This window comes from Solibacillus ferritrahens (genome assembly GCF_037027585.1).
GTDB lineage: Bacteria > Bacillota > Bacilli > Bacillales_A > Planococcaceae > Solibacillus > Solibacillus ferritrahens.
Genome location: NZ_JAXCLE010000002.1, coordinates 74,657 through 94,387 on the forward strand (window position 1 = coordinate 74,657; position 19,731 = coordinate 94,387).

Genomic DNA, 19,731 nt, shown 5'->3' on the forward strand with positions numbered 1-19,731 from the left:
TGGATTTTTTTTGGAGGTGAAAGAAAAAATGATTCATTCCTATTTACTTAGTATGATTGGGTATTGTATATTGAGTTTTCCTTTTTATATAATCAGTCGAACACTATACTTAAAAAACAAAAAGAAAGATATGCTTCGTGAGCTTGTCATGCTCGTATTTTTCCTGTATTGCGTGAGCATTTTTTCGCAAACGATTATACCGAATTTTTATATTTCAAATGGACAAATTGTATTAGATACATCTACTGCCTATGTCCGCAGTAATTTCACCCCATTACAAACAATTCTTTTATATTATGATCAATTAAATGGACCATTAGCGAATATCGCATTTTATAATTTGGCAGGCAATATTGTTCTGTTTATTCCTTTTGGTTTTTTTATACCTTGGCTATGGAAAAAACTAAGAGGCTGGCGCAAAATGCATATCGTTGCATTCAGCATTCCGTTATTTATAGAAGGGACACAATATTTTATCGGTCGCAGCATTGATGTAGATGATGTATTATTAAATGCGATTGCAATTGTCATAGGCTTTGTCCTATTTAAAATAATGAGAAGAATACGCAAAATGCTATCTCAAAAGTAAAAAAGGTTGTAACGAATGACTATTGTCTTTTAAAATAAGAAAGTATGGAAAAAGGAGACGAAAACAATGACTTTAGAACAAGATATATTATCGCGTCGAACATTCGCCATTATCAGTCACCCTGATGCTGGTAAAACGACGATTACCGAAAAGCTTTTATTATTCGGTGGTGCAATCCGTGACGCGGGTACAGTAAAAGGGAAAAAATCAGGAAAGTTCGCAACATCCGACTGGATGGAAATCGAAAAACAACGTGGGATTTCAGTTACATCTTCTGTTATGCAATTCGATTATTCAGGCTGTCGCGTTAACATTCTTGATACACCTGGTCACCAGGATTTCTCGGAAGATACGTACCGTACTCTAATGGCAGTAGACTCTGCTGTTATGGTAGTCGATGCTGCAAAAGGGATCGAAGCACAAACATTAAAGCTATTTAAAGTATGTAAAATGCGCGGGATACCGATTTTTACATTTATAAATAAATTAGACCGTCAAGGAAAAGAGCCATTGGAGCTTATTGAAGAACTGGAAGAAGTGCTGGGTATTTCAGCATATCCGATGAACTGGCCAATCGGTATGGGGAAAGAGTTCCTTGGGATATACGATCGCTATAATAAACGCATTGAGCAATTTCGTACAGATGAGGCGAATCGTTATTTACCACTAAATGAAGAGGGTGGATTAGCGGTTGATCATCCAATGAAAGTAACATCTTACTATACACAGGCAATGGATGATATCGAATTGTTAAATGAAGCGGGTAATCAATACTCGGAAGATAAAATACGTCGTGGGGAATTAACACCAGTATTCTTTGGATCGGCATTGACTAACTTCGGGGTACAAACATTCCTTGATACGTATTTAAAATTTGCACCAACACCACAGCCTCGTATTACAGAAGATGAGCAATTTATCGATCCTGTAGAGCACAAAGATTTTTCAGGATTTATTTTCAAGATTCAGGCAAATATGAACCCTGCTCACCGTGACCGTATTGCGTTCGTACGTATCGTTTCCGGTAAGTTTGAACGTGGGATGAATATGACGTTAGCTCGAACAGGGAAATCATTCAAAGTAACCCAATCAACTCAGTTTTTAGCAGATGACCGTGAAATAGTGGACGTAGCAGTTGCAGGGGATATTATCGGTCTATATGACACTGGTACTTATCAAATTGGCGATACAGTGGTTGGCAGTAAAAAAGGATTTAACTTTGAGAAGTTACCTCAATTTACACCGGAGATTTTCATGCGCGTTTCGGCGAAAAACGTAATGAAAGGTAAGCAATTCCAAAAGGGTGTACTACAGTTAGTCCAAGAGGGTGCAATTCAATACTTCAAGACTTTACACACTGAAGATGTCATTCTTGGTGCAGTAGGTCAATTACAGTTCGAAGTTTTCCAACACCGTATGATTAACGAATACAATGTTGAAGTAACGATGGAGCCAATCGGCAGCAAGATCGCACGTTGGATTGAAAATGAGGAAGATGTAAAGGAATCAATGCATTCTCAGCGCTCAATGCTAGTGCGTGACCGTTTTGACAACAAAGTATTTTTATTTGAAAATGAATTTGCAATGCGCTGGTTCTCTGAAAAGAACGAACAAATTCAATTATATAGCTTGCTGTAACAGGCAATTTTACTATACCCGGCAATTTCTCAGTTAGAAAAATTGCCGGGTATTTTTATATTCATTTATCATCATCTACAACTTGACTAGCTTTCGATTCAGTCTCGTTCTGTGTTTTAATAGAAAAAGGACGATCAAATAGAATGTTACCTTCATTGTATGTCCGTTCCAAAAAATCGATTGTTCCATTTTTATTATAAGTAATGGCTGTTGAACAACGCGTACCATAATTGGGTAATTTCACAAATTGTGCTGAGAGTGCTCGTTCTAAATGAATGCCTACCCCAGTATTTGGCAATACTTCATCATGTGCAATTTTATCATCTGCTAATAATAAAATCAGATCTTGTACTTCAAATTGTTTATTTTGAGTACTGTTTATTAATGAATTTTTCGCTTTTTCGACTTTTGGCCAAGACGTATTTAATGTAGCATTACTAAGACCGTAAGTACCTGGTTCGATCTTATTGTGCTCGTCAAATACGTTATTGTAATGATGCATTTGCTGCCCATCGAACAATAAAACGTTGTAGCCTCCATACAGATTCTTTTTTTCCCGTAATGAATCAATGAAGGATTCAATTGGCTGAGTAGAAAGTAAAAACTGGGAGACGATCTCTCCACGTGATAGGAGCACTGTTTCTGGCTGGCTTGGTTCGCGATAATTCGTAATGGCAGCAAATCGCCCATTCTTTGAGAGCCCCATCCAGCTGCCATGTTGCAGTAAATCCCTGCCACCTAATATAGAAGGCTTATCCTCCCAAAAATGGGCAGCAGCTGTAGGTCGATCATAAAATTCGTCGCGATTTGCAATGATAAAAAGTGGATAATTTGGATGAACTTTATATGAAAATGCAATTAAACACATAGTTAAACCCCCGAAAGTATATTGTTTGAAAATTTGTAACATTTTATTTTAGGAAAGTATTTTATTGTTGAATGGTAAAGGGAAAAGGAACCTTTACACGAATTTTAAATAATACAATGACAAAATGAAAGGATTTAACATCCATGAATATAAGCAGATTTTCTATTAAACGTCCCGTGTTTACGATTGTTTCGATGATCTTTGTATTAATATTGGGAGTTGTTTCTTTATTTAAAATTCCAATTACTTTAATACCCGATTTGAATCCGCCTATTGGAGTTGTTGTGACAAGTTACCCTGGCGCAAGTCCAATTGAAGTTAACGAGAAAGTGACAAAGCCATTAGAAGCTTCTCTTGCTACATTGCCAGGGATAAAAAAGGTGCAGTCGACATCCCTTGAAAGCTCGAATTTAATCATTTTAGAGTTTAATTGGTCAACAAATATGGATAAAGTGCAAACTGATATATTGCAGCGCATTGATCTTGTCCCTCTACCTGAAGATGCTGGGAGACCTAGTTTTTTGAAATTCGATCCTGCGCAGTTTCCGGTTATTCAGCTTGCACTGGCTGCTGAGAATGAAGAGATAGATATCCGACAGATAGCGGAGTCGCTGGAACAGGAATTACAACGGACTGATGGGGTAGCAAGTGTAACCGTTTCAGGGAAAATTGTTGAAGAGATTCAAATAGAGCTGGATGCGCAAAAACTTGAACAAAAAAATTTAACGCAAACGGACGTCATGCAAGTCATACAGGCAAGTAATATCTCGATGCCTGGAGCAGAATTAAGTACAGAAGATAATCAATTATTAACGACACGTGTAGTGAGTTTATTCAATCACCCGGATGAAATAGCGAATCTTGTACTGTCCGTAAATCCATTAACAGGGGAAACCCTTAAAATTCAGGATATTGCGACTGTAGAACGAAAAGAGCAGGAAACAAATACAATAACGCGTGCAAACGATCAGTCGGCAGTTCTGATTTCGGTTCTACAGGAATCGGGTGCAAATACTGCGAGTGTTTCTGAAACATTTCAAAAGGAGCTCGATCGTTTATTAAACGAACCACAATATAAGGGAATTGAAGCAACCATTTTATTTGACCAGGGAGATTATGTACGTTTAGCGATTAGTAATATCAGCTCATCTCTCATTTTTGGCGGCTTATTTGCAATGCTTGTACTTCTATTCTTTTTATCTGGTATAAAAAGTCCACTTATTATTGGGATTGCAATTCCGTACTCGGTAATCGTAACATTTGTACTCATGTACTTTGCAGACTTTTCTTTAAATATTATGACGCTTGGAGCGCTTGCTTTAGGAATTGGGATGCTCGTCGATAATGCCATAGTTGTTATTGAAAATATTGAGCGGCATTTAGAGCTCGGTGAAAGCCCAATAGAAGCAGCAATTAATGGCACAAAGGAAGTAGCTTTAGCGATTACTGCTTCAACCGTGACAACTATTGCGGTTTTTGTACCTGTTATTTTTATAAGTGGACTAATCGGTAAAATTTTTATGGAGTTCGCATTAACCATTTCATTTAGTTTGATTGCTTCACTAGCGGTTGCATTAACAGTCGTTCCAATGCTTGCAAGCCGCTTTTTACGTACGAAACCGGCAAATTCTGTTGATAAGAGACAAAGCAAGGGGCTCTATCGAAATTATACTAAAGCATTGAAATGGGTATTAAAGAGACGGACGCTCATTTTATCAATTACGGTAGGTTTACTTGTTTTATCGAGCTTTGCGGTTTACAAAACAGGTACAGAATTTTTGCCTCCGACAGATGAGGGGTTTGTATCGTTATCCGTTAAGCTTCCAAACAGTGCATCGGTTGGAAAGACAGAGGAAATTGTTAGTGAAATAGAGGAGATGGCAAGGAAATATGAAGAAGTTGATGTCGTAGTAAGTTTAATAGGCGGCAATCAGCAATCTTTATCACGGGGGACCAGCAAGCAAAATGAAGGGGAAATTTCGATTAAGCTTGTTGAATTATCCGAACGTAATCGTTCGATTTTTGACTTTGTAGAGCAATTTGAAAAGCGGGTTCAGCAGCAAATTGGAGAGCGAGCGGAAGTAAGCTTTTCACTTTCTTCTTCATCAGGTTCGACTCCAAATTCATTATCATTCCGAGTCACCGATAGTAATGAACAGCGGTTAAAAGAGACAGTCACTCAAATTCAGCAAAAGCTTACAAATATTGATTCGATTGTCGAGGTTACAACTGATTTGGATGAGGTGAAAGAAGAAATCCAAGTGGAAGTAAAGCGGGATGAAGCAAATCAATATGGCTTGTTGCCTTCACAAATTGCTCAAACAGTCAATATGATGACTCGTGGTGCCTTTACAACACAGATTATCGCTGATGACAGTGAAGTGTTGGGCGTGTATACAGGCTTTGGCAAAGCTTTTCGGGAAGATGTAGAAGCTCTTAAAAAGATGAAGCTTCGTACGAATGCTGGTGTATTTGTAGAACTGCAGGAAATTGCAACAATTGAAATCCAAGAATCGCAGACGGCCATTCGTCGGTCGGATCAAGCCGCAGCTATTGCAATTTTTGTGAAATATCAAACTTCAGAATCATTGAGCGGTATTTCCAAAAAGGTGGATGAAGCAATTCAGCAAATAGGGATTCCATCGACAACGAAAATTGTATTTGGCGGTGACCGAGAACTATTTGATAGCGCAAAGCAAGATATGATCTTAGCGATTATACTTGCTGTAATACTTATTTATCTCGTAATGGGCGCTCAATTTGAGTCATTTAAGCTTCCATTTGTTATGATGTTTAGTGTTCCTTTAATGTTAATAGGGGTTGCAGCTTCATTATATTTAACAAATACATTGCTAGGGGTAACGGCGATTATTGGGATACTCATATTGGTGGGGATTGTTGTAAATAACGGAATTGTCCTTATTGATTATATTAACCAAAAACGTCAGCGAGGATTAAATGTTACGGATGCAATTATTGTAGGGGCTCAAGACCGGATACGCCCAATATTAATGACGGCTTTAACGACAATTCTAGGCTTAGTCCCATTAGCACTTGGAATAGGAGAAGGTACGGAAATGAATCAACCAATGGCCATCGTTGTTATTGGGGGGTTAATAAGCTCAACAATTTTAACATTGTTTATCGTACCAATCATTTACAGCTTAATTGAAAAAGAAACAAAGTAATGTTTGCTAAAGCACATTTATTTACTTCAGAACATGGAACTGCGTAGCATCCGACAGAAGGACATCATACTATAATGCTGGTCCCAAGAAAGCGTCGTAAGTGAATTTACGTAATACAGCAAAGAGTATTAAATTTATTTCATTTGTAAAGTTTTGATGATTTTTGGAAGAAAGATTTGATTTTTCAATACATTATCGTTAAAATAGCAATATAATTGAATTGAATATCCATTGACATTTGTCAAAGGGGAGTAGCTATAAGGAATTAAAATAGTAGCTTGTTAAGATGGCCACTACTTTTAGTTGAACTTACTTCACATTCGTCATTACATGGTTAGGAGCCATCGGGTGTGATAGCATAAAATGTGCTTAGCAAGACCTTTGCCTATTTTTATAGGCAGAGGTCTTTTCTTTTTGGCAAAAATAAGTGGATTTTTTTCAACTATCAATAATAAATGCCTGAATATTTGGCTACAAGTAAATTATTAGGAGGGAAACTTTCATGGAAGCAATTTTATTAGAATATGCATGGGTACTACTTGTATTAATTTTCCTTGAGGGGCTTTTGGCTGCTGATAATGCAGTCGTAATGGCGGTAATGGTAAAACATTTACCGAAAGAGCAACAGAAGAAAGCATTATTTTACGGATTATTTGGGGCATTCTTGTTCCGCTTTATCGCACTGTTTTTAATAACGTTTTTAGCAAAATACTGGGAAATACAAGCGCTTGGTGCAGCTTATTTATTATTCATTTCCATAAAGCATTTATATGATAATCACTTTAAGAAGCAAGATGAGAGTCTAGAAATAAAAGAAGGAAAAGGCTCTGGCTTCTGGATGACAGTGTTAAAAGTCGAGCTTGCTGATATTGCTTTTGCAATTGACTCAATGCTTGCAGCAGTAGCGATTGCAATTACGTTGCCGCATATCGGTGACTATCATATCGGTGGAATTAATGCAGGTCCATTCGCGGTTATGTTCCTAGGTGGTTTTATCGGACTTGTTATTATGCGATTTGCAGCTCAAATGTTTGTTAAGCTATTAAATAACTATCCAACACTGGAAACGACAGCTTTCCTAATTGTAGGCTGGGTTGGGGTAAAGTTAGCGGTGTTAGCATTAGGTCACGAAAATCTAGCTATTATTGACCCACATTTCCCGCATTCAACAATGTGGAAAGTCATCTTCTGGGCAGTACTGCTTGGTCTTGTAATCGGCGGCTACTTAGTAAGTGTGTATAAAAATAAAAAAGAACAGGCAAGTTAAATGTTTTTTTGGAGATACTTCTGTAATGAAGTATCTTCTTTTCATTTCCAAAAGAATTCATTATACTAGAAAAAATGTAACAATTATTGGAGGCCATTTGTATGCCTTTTAAAAAAATAGAAAGGCGAACTATTACGCCTTTCCAAATACTAATCACATATTATTCTATTGCTATTCTTATTTCATATTTACTGTTACGTATTCCAGGGGTTCATATAGAGGGTGTGAGCGTTTCACATTTAGATAGCTTTTTTACGGCTGTGAGCGCGGTCAGTGTGACAGGTTTAACAACGGTTACGGTTGCTGAAACGTATAGTGGCTTTGGGCTAACGATGATATTGCTCATCCTTCAATTTGGAGCTATTGGTATAATGTCAATCGGTACTTTTCTTTGGCTGCTGTTCGGAAAAAAGATTGGCATGCGTGAACGACAGCTAATCATGATTGACCATAACCAATACAATTTATCCGGAGTTGTTGCATTAATTCGCCAAATTGCAAAGCTGCTTTTAATGATTGAATTTACAGGTGCACTTATTTTAGCTATACATTTCAAGCGTTATTTTGCGACTTGGGAAGAGGCAGCGATAAACGGAATATTTGCAGCGATATCTGCAACGACAAACGGTGGCTTTGATATTACCGGGATGAGTTTACAGCCATTTCATCACGACTATTTCGTTCAGTTTGTTTGTATGATTTTAATATTCCTAGGAGCAATTGGTTTTCCTGTTTTAATTGAAGTGAAGACATATTTAATGAAAAAAGACCCGGCATTTCGTTTTAGCTTATTTACAAAGCTGACAACTGTAACATATGTAGCATTATTTGCTTTTGGTGCTGTCGTTATTTTTATCATTGAAATTTTTCAGTCATTTAAAGGAATGCGGTGGCATGAGGCGGTATTTTCAGCAATGTTCCACTCAGTCTCTACAAGATCTGCAGGTTTAACAACATATGATGTCACCTCATTTAATGAAGCGACTCAGCTATTTATGAGTGTGCTCATGTTTATCGGAGCATCGCCTAGTTCTGTTGGTGGGGGAATTCGAACGACAACATTTGCGATTGTTATTTTGTTTTTAATTGCATTTTCCCGTGGACAATCCGACATACAGGTTTTTAATCGTGAAATTCACCTTATCGATGTTTACCGCTCTTTCGCAGTGTTAATTTTTGCAATAATTATGGTACTGGGCGCGGCGATGGTGTTATTTATTACAGAAACACATGCTACGATGATTGAAGTCATATTTGAAATAACCTCGGCTTTCGGAACATGTGGGATGTCGTTAGGCATAACGGAAGAGCTGACTGCCTTTGGGAAAATGGTAATTATGGTTCTTATGTTTGTAGGCCGAGTTGGACTAATCTCATTTCTCTATACAATCGGAGGTTCATCAAGCAAGAAAAAATACCATTATCCAAAAGAGCGGATCATCATAGGATAAATATTAAACTGATTATATTCTTAAGTAAAACATCCATTTCTCGAAGGGGAAATGGATGTTTTAATTTTCAGTAATAAACTTATCGTTCCTCCAGTGTTAGAACCATTAATCTATAAATAACATAAAGCCCGATGTACGCACCAGAAATTAAAAAAAGTTCATTTAAAAATAGGGCATGTATTTTCGTCATAAATACAGCATCATCAATAATGATTTGATATATCGAAGTGGATGCAATACTGCCAAAAATAATGACAAAAATAACTGCCAATATATTAAAAACAATTGCTAACTTACTGATTTTTTTTCTTAAATAAATCATAATGAGCGGAACAACAATAGTTGAAGCTACTAAAATAATTTTCAAAACTACACTCCTCTCTTTTATTTGAATTATGCCCTCTTTTTTGGGGTATAAAACGAATAGGTTGACTGTAGCTCTGATAAGAATGGACACCATGAAAAACAAATGAATGATTCTAAAGCGAAAAAGTAATAAGTATTCACTTCATCTAAAAACGCTGCCCACTCAATATCAAGAGTTTGCAGCGTTTTTAGATTTAAATTATTTAAATGTACTGAAATAAGGCTGTTGCCCGTTGCGGAAGTAGGTGAATAAATAACCCGTTTTCTTTTGTGGGGCACCGACTTCATAATTTTGTAAATCGATGTGGAACGGAATAATTAAAGAATGCTTAAATAATTCCCTTTCAGGAATTTGCATTGCTTCAAATTTCTCGCCTACGAGAGAGGGATTTTCTTTAATACTTCCATAGACATCCTTCATTTCATCCTCAGAAAGGCGATCGTCCCACCAAAGTTTACGTGGCTGGAACTGCTGGCCCTGAAGGAAGTCGTATTTCATCAAGCTTGTAATCACTTCTAAATCGACATCCTGGACCGTTTGCAGAAACTCAAGTAAGCGACGGAATAAATCCTCAAGCTGATGTCCGATTCGTGACCAACCTTTCGTTTCCCAATACGTACCAAAGCTTTGGAAGAAATCGAATGGCGTATCAAATACTTTTGTTACTAAATATTCAATCGTATTGTCCATACGGTGTGCATTCCAATACTTTTCCAGCACGTCTTCTGCATGTTTAATCCGTACGATATCATCGAACGTTAACACATTATTGGAGAAAATCTCATAAGGCGAAATATCAACATATGTGTAGCCATACTTTTCGGCTTCCAGTCGTAAGCCTGTCCCACGCAATAGTTTTAAGAAGCCAAGCTGTAATTCTTCAGGACGCATTGCAAATACATCATTAAAAGTTTTGCGGAATGATGCATAATCTTCTTCAGGCAGACCGGCAATTAAATCCAGATGCTGATCGATTTTGCCGCCCTCTTTTACCATTGTGACAGTACGTGTAAGCTTTTCAAAGTTTTGGCGACGTTTTACCAGGTCATTCGTTAAATCATTTGTTGATTGGACACCGATTTCAAAACGGAACAGCCCTTTTGGAGCATTATCATTTAAAAACTGAATAACTTCAGGACGCATAATGTCGGCTGTAATTTCAAACTGGAACACGACACCTGGCTGATGCTCATCAATTAAAAATTGGAACATTTCCATCGCATAGCTTCGGCTAATATTAAAGGTACGATCTACGAATTTAATCGTTCTTGCGCCATTGTCCATTAAGTAGCGGATATCTTCTTTAATCTTTTCACGGTTAAAGTAGCGGACTCCTACTTCAATTGAAGACAAACAGAATTGACAGCTAAAAGGACACCCACGGCTCGTTTCAATATATTGAATTCGTTTACCTAAATGAGGTAAATCTTCTTCGAAACGGAAAGGTGAAGCAATTTCACGTAAATCGATTTTAGGCGGTTGTGCGTGGATTTTTAATTTGCCTTCTTCCAAATAGCAGATTCCAGGTACTTTTTCTAATGGAAGCTCTCCATTAAAATAACGGAGCATTTCCTTAAATGAAACTTCTCCTTCACCCATTATAATGTAGTCAATTTCTTCGTGTTTACGAATCCATTCATGGACATCGTAAGAAACTTCCGGACCGCCCAATACGATTTTGACATTGGGTAATACCGTTTTTAACATACGAATTACAGCAATCGTCTCATTGATGTTCCAAATATAACAGCTAAATCCAACAACATCCGGTTTCTTCTGGAATATATCAGATACAATATTAAATGCAGGATCTTTAATCGTATATTCAGCAAGCTCACAATCGAATTCAGGCTGGGCTGCTGCTTTTAAATAGCGAATCGCTAAATTTGTATGAATATATTTTGCATTAAGTGTACTTAATATGATTTTCATTATTTTATTCTCCTCTTCATAGACTCTATTGTAGCAGTGTAAACAGCTTCAAACAATATGGGATAATATACCCATTTTATTACAAATGTAAATATGAAATAATATAATAATAACAAGTATATTTCAGAAAATTCTATAACTTCTAAAAAATGGGGGAAATAATGTATTGGAAGGACAATTGCCTATGATGGTAGAAGCGCTTTTTAATGAATCGAATGAGCAAATTATTATCTTTAACCGCCTTGGAAACTTAGAATTTATTAATAATAAGGCGGAGGAAACTTTAAGATCTGTGCATCTTCTTTCAAACTTTTGGAGTAACACTGATAAAAATAATAGCGAATGGGAACGATTTATACGTACCGTAATAGAAAATTCAACTTCGAGTACTACTTTGTTTTTAGTAAATAAATATCATCAAAAAATGCCAATAAAGATTTGGGGATATTATCTTCAGCAGAAACAGTTGATTTTTACGCGAATTCAATTAAACCCATCTAAAGTTATTTCATTTGAAGAAAAAAATGAGATGCTACAATTTCAGAATTTAATTAACGGGATGGCACAGGGCGTTATATTGACGATGCTAAATGGAAAGATATTATCGGTGAATGAGATGGCCTTACATTTATTGGATAGAAAGCCTGCGCAAATAGAAAACAGAAGCTATGATTATCTGTTTGAAGATTGCCAATATGAGTCTTCGGTTATTGTCCAGTATTATAAAAAGATTTCAAACCGTGAAATGGCCAGCCTCTTTGTGAAAAGGGAAACCGCTGACGGCAAAACAGTTTATTTGAACTTCATAAGTAAAGTAGATGAAAATCTGGGGCTTTTAGTAACAACAATTATTGATCAGACAGAAGAGATGATGTTGCTTAAAAAGATTGAGCATCAGCAGTCACTATCTTTCATTGGGCAAAACATTGCATCAATTGCTCATGAAATTCGTAATCCAATGACTTCTATCCAAGGATTTATTCAAATGATTAAAAGCAGTTTGAATGAGGAGCAAAATCCTTATTTTCAAATTGTAGAATCGGAACTAAAACGAATGGATGACTTGCTCGTGGATTTATTGAGTATCGCTAAACCTAAAAGGCAGGTCTTTAAAAACCTAGATATGAAATTGCTCGTTGATGAAGCGATTCAACTTATGCAGCCGACGGCAATGAGTACCAATGCTATGATTGTATTTGAATATGAGGAAGAAATTGAATATATCATGATGGGAGATTATAGCCGTTTAAAACAAATGGTTATAAATATTCTTAAAAATGCTATAGAATCAGTGGAATACAATAATTATATTGTTGTGAAATTACATTATTCTAAAGGTGACTTTATTAAGCTCTCCATTAAGGATAGTGGGAAAGGCATGGACTCTGTTGATTTGGAAAATGCATTGAATCCGTTCTATACAACGAAAGAATATGGTTCTGGATTAGGGCTTTTACTCGTTCAGTCAGTTATAAAAGAGCATAATGCGACCCTTCATATTGAGAGTGAGGTCGGTGTTGGTTCCAATTTTATAGTTGAATTTAATTTACAGAGTGATATAGAATATTTGAATCCTTTGCATGCCTACAAAATAGGTGAGAATAAAATTTCGGCATATATGAAGTGATTTTGACAAAACTTTCAATCCATCGCTATAATAAGCATATTACTCAAAAATAGAGGATGGTATTTATGGCTTCAGAGGAAGTAAAACAATCGTTGAAATTATTTATTGTATTATCAAGAGCTCATAAAGCAATAAGTGAAGCGACGAATCAATTTATACAAAAAAATGGATTAAATCCAACAGAGTTCGCAGTACTTGAGCTTTTATACCATAAAGGTCGCCAGCCATTGCAACAAATAGGAACAAAAATTTTATTGGCTAGTGGTTCTATTACATATGTTGTTGATAAATTGGAGAAACGCGAGTTTTTGGCTCGGATATCCTGTCCAAACGATCGACGTGTAACATATGCGGAAATTACCGATTTAGGTGCTGAATTCATGGACAAGTTGTTTCCTGAGCATGAGCAGCATTTACATGAGTTGTTGGGCGCTTTATCAGGAGAAGAAAAGCAAACAGCAATTGAATTACTAAAAAAACTCGGGCTTTCTATAAAAGATTTATCTTATTAAAATATAGGGTCTGGAATAAAATAATAGTTCTAGTTCTTACAGAAAGGGGGCTGTGTTAAAAGTTGAATTAACTTTTATCACAGCCCCCTTAACATTTGTATGGTTAATCCTAACATTGAATCTTAAAAAGCAATTAGGACGGAGGAATTCCGCTTATATTACTTTACCGGCAATATTATTGAATTGTTAAACCCATTTGTAAAAAGGCATCTGTTAAGTCTGCTTGAGGTGTATCGTAAATAGTTAATGTAGCAATTAAATTAGTACGTTCAAGAACTACTTTTACGACTTTTTCTCCGTCTACTACGCCTTCATATCCCGTAATATTTAAAATCTCTGGACGTTCTGTTAAAATTGTTGAGAAATCAAGATCCTTTACATTATCTGGTGCAATTGCAGAAATCGCTTCTTTTGCTGTTGCTTTCATTTGCTCGAAAGTAGCCTCTTCTTTATTGACAACTTCAATTTGCATTGAAAGGCCATCATCCTTACTAAAAATAAGTTGATCTACACCAGGTTCCTCTGCTACTAGGGTATAATTTTCAAAATGCTGAATTGAATAATTCATTTCCTCACTTTTTGCTTCAACTACTTCCTCAGTAAAAGGTTGACTATTGGAAGAATAAGTTAATGTTGTAATCTCTTCTTTATTTACTTCCTGTTCATCCTGTGTTTCTTCAGTTGGTTCTGTTGATTCGGTTTTTTCTTCTTGTTGTTCCTCTTGCTGTACCTCATTTTGAGCATTTTCGTTTTCTAACTGCTCTTCGCTTGCGGATGTCGTAATAGGCTCGTCTGTGTCTGTATTACAAGCTGCTAATACAGTAGATAGAATAAGTGCTGCACTGATTGCTGTTAATGATTTTTTCATATTGCTCCCCCTCTTTAAATGTATAGACGGAATTTCGAAAGATAAGTTTCTGCTTTAATTGTATCAGAATAAAGGTAAAACTAAAAATAATAGCAAAACAAACACGATATGGGAAACGATAATTAGTGGTAAACTTTTCTTCCATTCGTATAGAGTGCCCCATAAAATACCTGCGACAATAGCTGCTAATGCACCTGGGAGAAAGCCGCTAACCGCTAGTGAAAGCGAAAACAAAATAGAGGTAACAATAACCGCCCAAAAAGGTGATGTGAACTGTTTTAATTGTTGTTGTACATAGCCACGCCAAAATATTTCTTCCCCAACAGCAACTATAAATATTAACATTAGGTAATGAAAAATATTTTGTGGACCGTACACATCCAAAAATTTTGTGATTTCATTTACAGCATTTTTATCGATATAAGGCAGGAGCATATAGCCGAGTTTTACGAGACCATATGTAATCGTTCCATAACCTATACCAAAAATTAAATATTGCCAGGTTGGGATACGATCTTCAAATTTCCCTGCCACTAAACTTATAGCGATTCCTACTAGCAATGTAAACGCATATAAATACCAAAATACAGATTTTTCTTGAAATGTAAAATACATCATACTAAAAATAAAAACTAATGATACAAGGAGAATAATAATTTGTTTCTTGTTTTTCAATGATTTCAGCCTCCTTTAACGTATGTTAACAAAAAATACCCCTTTTATCATCATCTCAATGTTAAAAAGGGTATTTTGCATTAAATTATTCGTTATTAGCTAATATTTTATACCGTTTGTGATTAACAACTGTCTTTTCTTCCATTTCTAAATCATGAAAATTATCCGTAATTGTAATATCTACAATGACCGAATTCTCATTCACCTTTTCAACGACACCTTTAATGCCGTCTTTAAACTCGATTATATTTCCAACTTCAGCAATTTTCATACACAGTCAGCCCCTTCATCGACTATTAATTAACAGTTTGTTTGAAATTATACTATAAAGTTCTGTTAGTTTGAATAATTTTGTCATTTTAATATTATTTATTTATTTTTTCTTTTAGATTAGGAGCTTAATATATGGGATAATAAAAGGAAAAATTAGAAGAAGGAAGTGTGTTTAAATGGCTGACTATCAAGCGATACTAGACCAATTAAGAAACGGAGAAGTCAAGTCTGTATTAATTAAGAAGAGTGAATTTTTACAATTTCGTGAACATTTGGTGAAAGATCAGCAATTTAAACATTTCCGCGGAGTAGCCAAGCAAGGCGGAGACGTTGAATACACATTTTTAGAAAATCCAAGAACATAATTATTGTCGAATTTTGCATAATGATTTTTTTGTAAGATCCTTACAAAGAGAGTATAATAATGGTAATCCACTATGATGAGGAGGGTGTAGGATTGGGTAGAGCAATGCAGGATAGGGCGCTACTAATCGAAATTGAATTGAAACGCAAACAAATGATTCAATCAGGCTTAGAAAATGGATTACAAAGTGATATTACCCTTCAATTAAGCAAACAAGTTGATCGCTTAATAAATGCTTTTGATCAATCACAAAATGCAAAAACAATGATACATTCGGCAAATGAAAATAATTTATAATTTTATGTTTAAATTTCTAATAAGGGGGAATAATATCTTTGAACACAGCAACATTCTCATTTCCCCCTTTAGAGTAGAAGCGGACAAACGCTACTGCTCTCTTTTTTTATGTATAATACACAAAACTATTCTCAATATTTAGAAATTACTGACATTGAAGTTTATCCTAGGTTTGTTAAAATAAAAGAAAATACTAAAGGGGAATAATTATGGAATCAAAAAAGATTGGCTTCATAGGCACAGGGGTAATGGGAGCAAGCATAGTAAAGCATTTACTCAATGCAGGTCACGAAGTTACGATATACACAAGAACAAAAGCCAAAGCGGATGGTCTAATTGAATTAGGAGCGAAGTGGGCGTCATCACCCGCAGAGGCTAGTAAAGAAAAACAAATTATATTTACGATGGTTGGATATCCAAAAGATGTAGAAGAAGTATATTTTGGTATCGATGGCATTTTCTCTGTTGTAAAAGAAGATTCGATTCTCGTAGATATGACTACTTCCGAACCAACATTTGCGAAGAAAATTTATAATGAGGCAAAAAATAAAGGTATACATAGTTTAGATGCGCCTGTGTCAGGTGGCGATATTGGAGCAAAGAATGGAACACTATCCCTTATGGTAGGTGGCGACTTAGATATATTCGAAAAAATGAAACCTATTTTCGAAGTGTTTGGTCAAAATATAATTTATCAGGGGGAAGCTGGCAATGGTCAACATACAAAAATGTGTAATCAGATAGCAATTGCTTCAGGAATGATAGGCGTATGTGAATCGATGGCTTACGGGCTAAAGGCGGGTCTTTCAATGGATGAAGTTCTTCGCTCGATTACAGCTGGGGCAGCAGGCTCGTGGTCCTTATCGAACCTTGCTCCGCGCATACTTAAGGGTGATTTGGATCCTGGTTTTTATATTAAACATATAATTAAAGATATGAAGATTGCTCTTGATGAAGCAGAACGTATGAATCTCCAACTACCTGGTTTGGCATTAGCCAAATCGATGTATGACCAATTGCTTGAACAAGGGTATGGCGATAACGGTACTCAGGCATTAGTTAAATACTATAAGTAAGTAATTTGACATAATATTTATAGTAGATACAAATGCTGCGTGGTACAATAGAGTTATTGTAAACCTGGGAGTTTGGAAGGAGAGTCATGTATTGGAAAATCAAAAAGGAATTTTACTGGAAAGTGGAACAAATGAACTTGAAATTGTTGAATTTGAAGTAGCAAATAATAAATTTGGTATTAATGTAATTAAAGTGAAGGAAATTATTCAACCAATTCCAGTCACATTTATTCCACATGCACATCCACATGTAGAGGGAATTATACAATTACGTGGAGAAGTGTTGCCAGTGGTTGATATGCTTAAAGTGTTGGGGATTCCGACAGAAAACCGAAATTCACAGCAAAAGTATATCGTGGCAGAATTTAATAAGCAGCGTGTAGTATTTCATGTAGATAATGTTACGCAAATACACCGTATATCCTGGGATCAGATAGAAAAGCCTTCTGATATGTATCAGGGAGGGACATCACAAGTAATTGGTGTTATAAAGCATAACAGTGAAATGATATTACTTTTAGACTTTGAAAAAATAATGGTTGATATTAATCCTGAATCGAGTATCAGTGTAGAAGCAGTGAAAAAGCTTGGTAAGCGTGAGCGAACTGAAAAGAAAGTCATAATTGCAGAAGATTCACCATTGCTCCGTAAATTATTGTACGATACGATGATCGAAGCAGGCTATGTCAATACAGAGTTTTTTGAAAATGGCCGTGATGCTTACGATTATTTGGAAGCATTAGTCAAAGCGGATAAAGAAATTGAAAAGTATGTCCAATTGGTTGTTACAGATATTGAAATGCCCCAAATGGATGGACATCATTTAACGAAGAAAATTAAATCCCATCCGGATTTACAAAAGCTCCCTGTAATTATTTTCTCTAGCCTAATTACCGACGATTTACGTCATAAAGGGGAAAAAGTAGGAGCAGAAGATCAGATTTCCAAGCCTGAAATTACAGAGTTAATTTTACGTATGGACAAGCTGATTCTGTAAATGTTCATTCAATGAATTGATACTTCCTTATAAAATGTATAGAATAATGAAAAAGCCGGGTACTTGTAAAAGTAATTCCGGCTATTTTTGTATAATGAAATGTAAAATTTCTTTAATGATAGAGTAGCTCTTATACAAATTTGGAAATTTACACCTACTTATGAATTGGAAACATGAAGAAAGAGGCGATACGCACCTATGAAAAAAATAAAAACAGCAATTATTGATATAGGTTCAAATACAATTCGACTTGTACTCTATTCTTATAGTAAAAATGAAGGATTAAAGGAATTTGGGAATATTAAAACAGTAGCACGCCTTCGCACATACCTTATGCCTAATGGAGAAATGTCCGAAGAAGGGATTCAATTATTGGCAGAGACGCTTAAGTCATTCCGATTAATATTGGCAGATTATGAAGTGACCGATATAAAGGCCGCTGCAACTGCTGCGGTTCGCCAAGCGATAAACAATGAAGCAATCATTAGCCGTATGAAAGTAGAGACAGGCATTAATGTGGAGATATTATCGGAAGAAGAGGAAGCATATTACGGTTTTGTTGCAGTAGCACAATCGATGGATACACCCTCTGCCGTGACAATAGATATTGGTGGGGGATCTACCGAAATTACATTGTTTACAAATAAAAAACTTCAAAAAACATTCAGTTTTCCATTTGGAACCGTTACATTAAAACAGAAATTTGTAGGCAATACCCTTATAAGTGAAAAGGAACGAGAGAAGCTTCGTACTTTTTTGCTGGAACAATTTTCTTCTTTAAAATGGATTGTGGATGCTAAATTGCCAGTTATCGCAATTGGTGGTAGTGCCCGTAATATCGCGCAAGTTCACCAACAGCAAATAGGCTATCCATTATCAGGTGTCCATCATTATGAAATGAAGCATAATGAGCTAAAAAAGCTAGGCGGCTTTTTAACAGCATTAACGTACGAAGAATTAATGCAGCTCGATGGACTTTCCTCAGATCGTGCAGATACGATTGTACCCGCTCTCGAAGTATTTATTGCGCTCATGTCAGTTGTAGATACAGAAATTTTTCAGATTAGTAAGAAAGGTTTGCGAGAAGGTCTAATTATTAGCCGCGTATTGCAAGGAAATCCAAAAGCATATGATAAATATAATGTTTTTGAAGAGAGCGGTCGGCAGCTTGCTTTAGCGTATGGGCGTTCTGAAGAAGAAGCTGCCACATTAGAAAAACTGACAGAGCAATTTTATGTAGAATGCTGTAATGGTAAATTATTTGAATACAATGAAGTTGACTTACAGCTCTTAAAAAAATCCGCTAAAGTTTATGCAATAGGAGAATATATCGAACTGGATTCCTCAAGTCAGCATACATTTTATTTAATTTCAAACCAATCTATAGCTGGTTTATCCCATTTAGATAGAGTAAAGCTTGCCTTGCTCGCATCTTATAAAAACCGGGATTACTTTGCAAGGTTTGCCAAACCATATGAGACATGGATTTCAAAGGAAGAATTGAAGAAGCTCCGTGATTTTGGTGCCATCCTAAAATTCGCTTATGCTCTCAATATGACGAAGCGTAATGTTGTAAAGAAACTTACGATAAAAAAAGTAAATGATTATCTTCAAATAGAAGTAATTACAACAGAACGCGCTATTGCCGAATTGGCACAAGCAGAAAAACAAAAAAAGCATATAGAACGTGTTTTCAAAAGTGAAGTGAAACTTTTATTCAAAGAAGAAGGGTGGAATTAGTT

The 19,731-nt window shown here is 35.9% G+C and carries 18 protein-coding genes; 12 read left to right on the forward strand and 6 right to left on the reverse strand.

Annotated elements, in window-relative coordinates; translation table 11 throughout:
• Positions 1-16: 16 nt before the first annotated feature.
• Positions 17-589 carry a VanZ family protein gene (locus SNE38_RS02445; protein ID WP_318247661.1) on the forward strand — a complete coding sequence of 191 codons (573 nt, stop codon included), beginning with the start codon at positions 17-19 and terminating at the stop codon, positions 587-589.
• Positions 590-655: 66 nt separating this feature from the next.
• Positions 656-2,227: a peptide chain release factor 3 gene (locus SNE38_RS02450; protein ID WP_191702209.1), complete on the forward strand. Its 1,572-nt coding sequence runs from the start codon at positions 656-658 to the stop codon at positions 2,225-2,227.
• Between the two features lie 61 nt (positions 2,228-2,288).
• Here SNE38_RS02450 and SNE38_RS02455 read toward each other — a convergent pair whose 3' ends face one another.
• Positions 2,289-3,095 carry an NRDE family protein gene (locus tag SNE38_RS02455; protein ID WP_191702210.1) on the reverse strand — a complete coding sequence of 269 codons (807 nt, stop codon included), beginning with the start codon at positions 3,093-3,095 and terminating at the stop codon, positions 2,289-2,291.
• Positions 3,096-3,238: 143 nt separating this feature from the next.
• Between SNE38_RS02455 and SNE38_RS02460 the strand changes: the two genes are divergently transcribed.
• From SNE38_RS02460 to SNE38_RS02470, 3 genes are all read left to right on the forward strand, one after another.
• Complete coding sequence (locus SNE38_RS02460) at positions 3,239-6,283, forward strand: efflux RND transporter permease subunit (protein WP_336045812.1); 3,045 nt, start codon at positions 3,239-3,241, stop codon at positions 6,281-6,283.
• Between the two features lie 502 nt (positions 6,284-6,785).
• Positions 6,786-7,550 (forward strand): TerC family protein, encoded by a 765-nt coding sequence (locus SNE38_RS02465; RefSeq protein WP_191702212.1) that lies wholly within the window; start codon positions 6,786-6,788, stop codon positions 7,548-7,550.
• A 101-nt stretch (positions 7,551-7,651) separates the two neighbouring features.
• Complete coding sequence (locus SNE38_RS02470; protein ID WP_336045813.1) at positions 7,652-9,001, forward strand: TrkH family potassium uptake protein; 1,350 nt, start codon at positions 7,652-7,654, stop codon at positions 8,999-9,001.
• 79 nt (positions 9,002-9,080) lie between these two features.
• Here SNE38_RS02470 and SNE38_RS02475 read toward each other — a convergent pair whose 3' ends face one another.
• Together SNE38_RS02475 and SNE38_RS02480 are read right to left on the reverse strand one after the other, a co-directional pair.
• A complete protein-coding gene (locus tag SNE38_RS02475) occupies positions 9,081-9,368 on the reverse strand; it encodes a transposase (protein WP_191702213.1) in 288 nt (95 codons plus the stop codon).
• A gap of 198 nt (positions 9,369-9,566) precedes the next feature.
• The gene (locus SNE38_RS02480; RefSeq protein WP_191702214.1) at positions 9,567-11,300 is read right to left on the reverse strand and encodes a B12-binding domain-containing radical SAM protein; all 1,734 of its coding nucleotides are present in this window, start codon (positions 11,298-11,300) and stop codon (positions 9,567-9,569) included.
• A 166-nt stretch (positions 11,301-11,466) separates the two neighbouring features.
• Between SNE38_RS02480 and SNE38_RS02485 the strand changes: the two genes are divergently transcribed.
• Both SNE38_RS02485 and SNE38_RS02490 read left to right on the forward strand, forming a co-directional pair.
• On the forward strand, positions 11,467-12,927 hold the full coding sequence (locus tag SNE38_RS02485) for an ATP-binding protein (RefSeq protein ID WP_191702215.1): 1,461 nt from the start codon (positions 11,467-11,469) through the stop codon (positions 12,925-12,927).
• 65 nt (positions 12,928-12,992) lie between these two features.
• Positions 12,993-13,439 (forward strand): MarR family winged helix-turn-helix transcriptional regulator, encoded by a 447-nt coding sequence (locus tag SNE38_RS02490; RefSeq protein WP_191702216.1) that lies wholly within the window; start codon positions 12,993-12,995, stop codon positions 13,437-13,439.
• 175 nt (positions 13,440-13,614) lie between these two features.
• Here the strand turns inward: SNE38_RS02490 and SNE38_RS02495 are convergent, their stop codons facing one another.
• From SNE38_RS02495 to SNE38_RS02505, 3 genes are all read right to left on the reverse strand, one after another.
• On the reverse strand, positions 13,615-14,307 hold the full coding sequence (locus SNE38_RS02495) for a chemotaxis protein (RefSeq protein ID WP_336045814.1): 693 nt from the start codon (positions 14,305-14,307) through the stop codon (positions 13,615-13,617).
• A gap of 63 nt (positions 14,308-14,370) precedes the next feature.
• Complete coding sequence (locus tag SNE38_RS02500; RefSeq protein WP_191702218.1) at positions 14,371-14,982, reverse strand: CPBP family intramembrane glutamic endopeptidase; 612 nt, start codon at positions 14,980-14,982, stop codon at positions 14,371-14,373.
• Positions 14,983-15,067: 85 nt separating this feature from the next.
• Complete coding sequence (locus SNE38_RS02505) at positions 15,068-15,253, reverse strand: YkvS family protein (RefSeq protein WP_191698577.1); 186 nt, start codon at positions 15,251-15,253, stop codon at positions 15,068-15,070.
• Positions 15,254-15,431: 178 nt separating this feature from the next.
• Here SNE38_RS02505 and SNE38_RS02510 point away from each other — a divergent pair, with 178 nt between their 5' ends.
• The 5 genes from SNE38_RS02510 (at position 15,432) to SNE38_RS02530 (ending at position 19,729) form a co-directional block, all read left to right on the forward strand.
• On the forward strand, positions 15,432-15,620 hold the full coding sequence (locus tag SNE38_RS02510) for a hypothetical protein (protein WP_336045815.1): 189 nt from the start codon (positions 15,432-15,434) through the stop codon (positions 15,618-15,620).
• Between the two features lie 92 nt (positions 15,621-15,712).
• Positions 15,713-15,916, forward strand: a complete 204-nt coding sequence (locus SNE38_RS02515; RefSeq protein WP_336045816.1) for an aspartyl-phosphate phosphatase Spo0E family protein — start codon at positions 15,713-15,715, stop codon at positions 15,914-15,916.
• A 209-nt stretch (positions 15,917-16,125) separates the two neighbouring features.
• Positions 16,126-16,992 carry an NAD(P)-dependent oxidoreductase gene (locus tag SNE38_RS02520; protein WP_191702221.1) on the forward strand — a complete coding sequence of 289 codons (867 nt, stop codon included), beginning with the start codon at positions 16,126-16,128 and terminating at the stop codon, positions 16,990-16,992.
• A gap of 91 nt (positions 16,993-17,083) precedes the next feature.
• Entirely contained in the window at positions 17,084-17,989 is a 906-nt protein-coding gene (locus SNE38_RS02525; RefSeq protein ID WP_191702222.1) for a chemotaxis protein, read from the forward strand.
• A 198-nt stretch (positions 17,990-18,187) separates the two neighbouring features.
• Positions 18,188-19,729 carry a Ppx/GppA family phosphatase gene (locus SNE38_RS02530; RefSeq protein ID WP_336045817.1) on the forward strand — a complete coding sequence of 514 codons (1,542 nt, stop codon included), beginning with the start codon at positions 18,188-18,190 and terminating at the stop codon, positions 19,727-19,729.
• Positions 19,730-19,731: the final 2 nt, after the last annotated feature.

Bases quoted from the DNA above. Each gene is read 5' to 3' on its own strand.
- SNE38_RS02520 (WP_191702221.1), top strand. From the start codon at position 16,126: ATGGAATCAAAAAAGATTGGCTTCATAGGCACAGGGGTAATGGGAGCA.
- SNE38_RS02465 (WP_191702212.1), top strand. From the start codon at position 6,786: ATGGAAGCAATTTTATTAGAATATGCATGGGTACTACTTGTATTAATT.
- SNE38_RS02450 (WP_191702209.1), top strand. From the start codon at position 656: ATGACTTTAGAACAAGATATATTATCGCGTCGAACATTCGCCATTATC.
- SNE38_RS02480 (WP_191702214.1), bottom strand. From the start codon at position 11,300: ATGAAAATCATATTAAGTACACTTAATGCAAAATATATTCATACAAAT.
- SNE38_RS02460 (WP_336045812.1), top strand. From the start codon at position 3,239: ATGAATATAAGCAGATTTTCTATTAAACGTCCCGTGTTTACGATTGTT.
- SNE38_RS02470 (WP_336045813.1), top strand. From the start codon at position 7,652: ATGCCTTTTAAAAAAATAGAAAGGCGAACTATTACGCCTTTCCAAATA.
- SNE38_RS02510 (WP_336045815.1), top strand. From the start codon at position 15,432: ATGGCTGACTATCAAGCGATACTAGACCAATTAAGAAACGGAGAAGTC.
- SNE38_RS02490 (WP_191702216.1), top strand. From the start codon at position 12,993: ATGGCTTCAGAGGAAGTAAAACAATCGTTGAAATTATTTATTGTATTA.
- SNE38_RS02505 (WP_191698577.1), bottom strand. From the start codon at position 15,253: ATGAAAATTGCTGAAGTTGGAAATATAATCGAGTTTAAAGACGGCATT.
- SNE38_RS02495 (WP_336045814.1), bottom strand. From the start codon at position 14,307: ATGAAAAAATCATTAACAGCAATCAGTGCAGCACTTATTCTATCTACT.
- SNE38_RS02455 (WP_191702210.1), bottom strand. From the start codon at position 3,095: ATGTGTTTAATTGCATTTTCATATAAAGTTCATCCAAATTATCCACTT.
- SNE38_RS02530 (WP_336045817.1), top strand. From the start codon at position 18,188: ATGAAAAAAATAAAAACAGCAATTATTGATATAGGTTCAAATACAATT.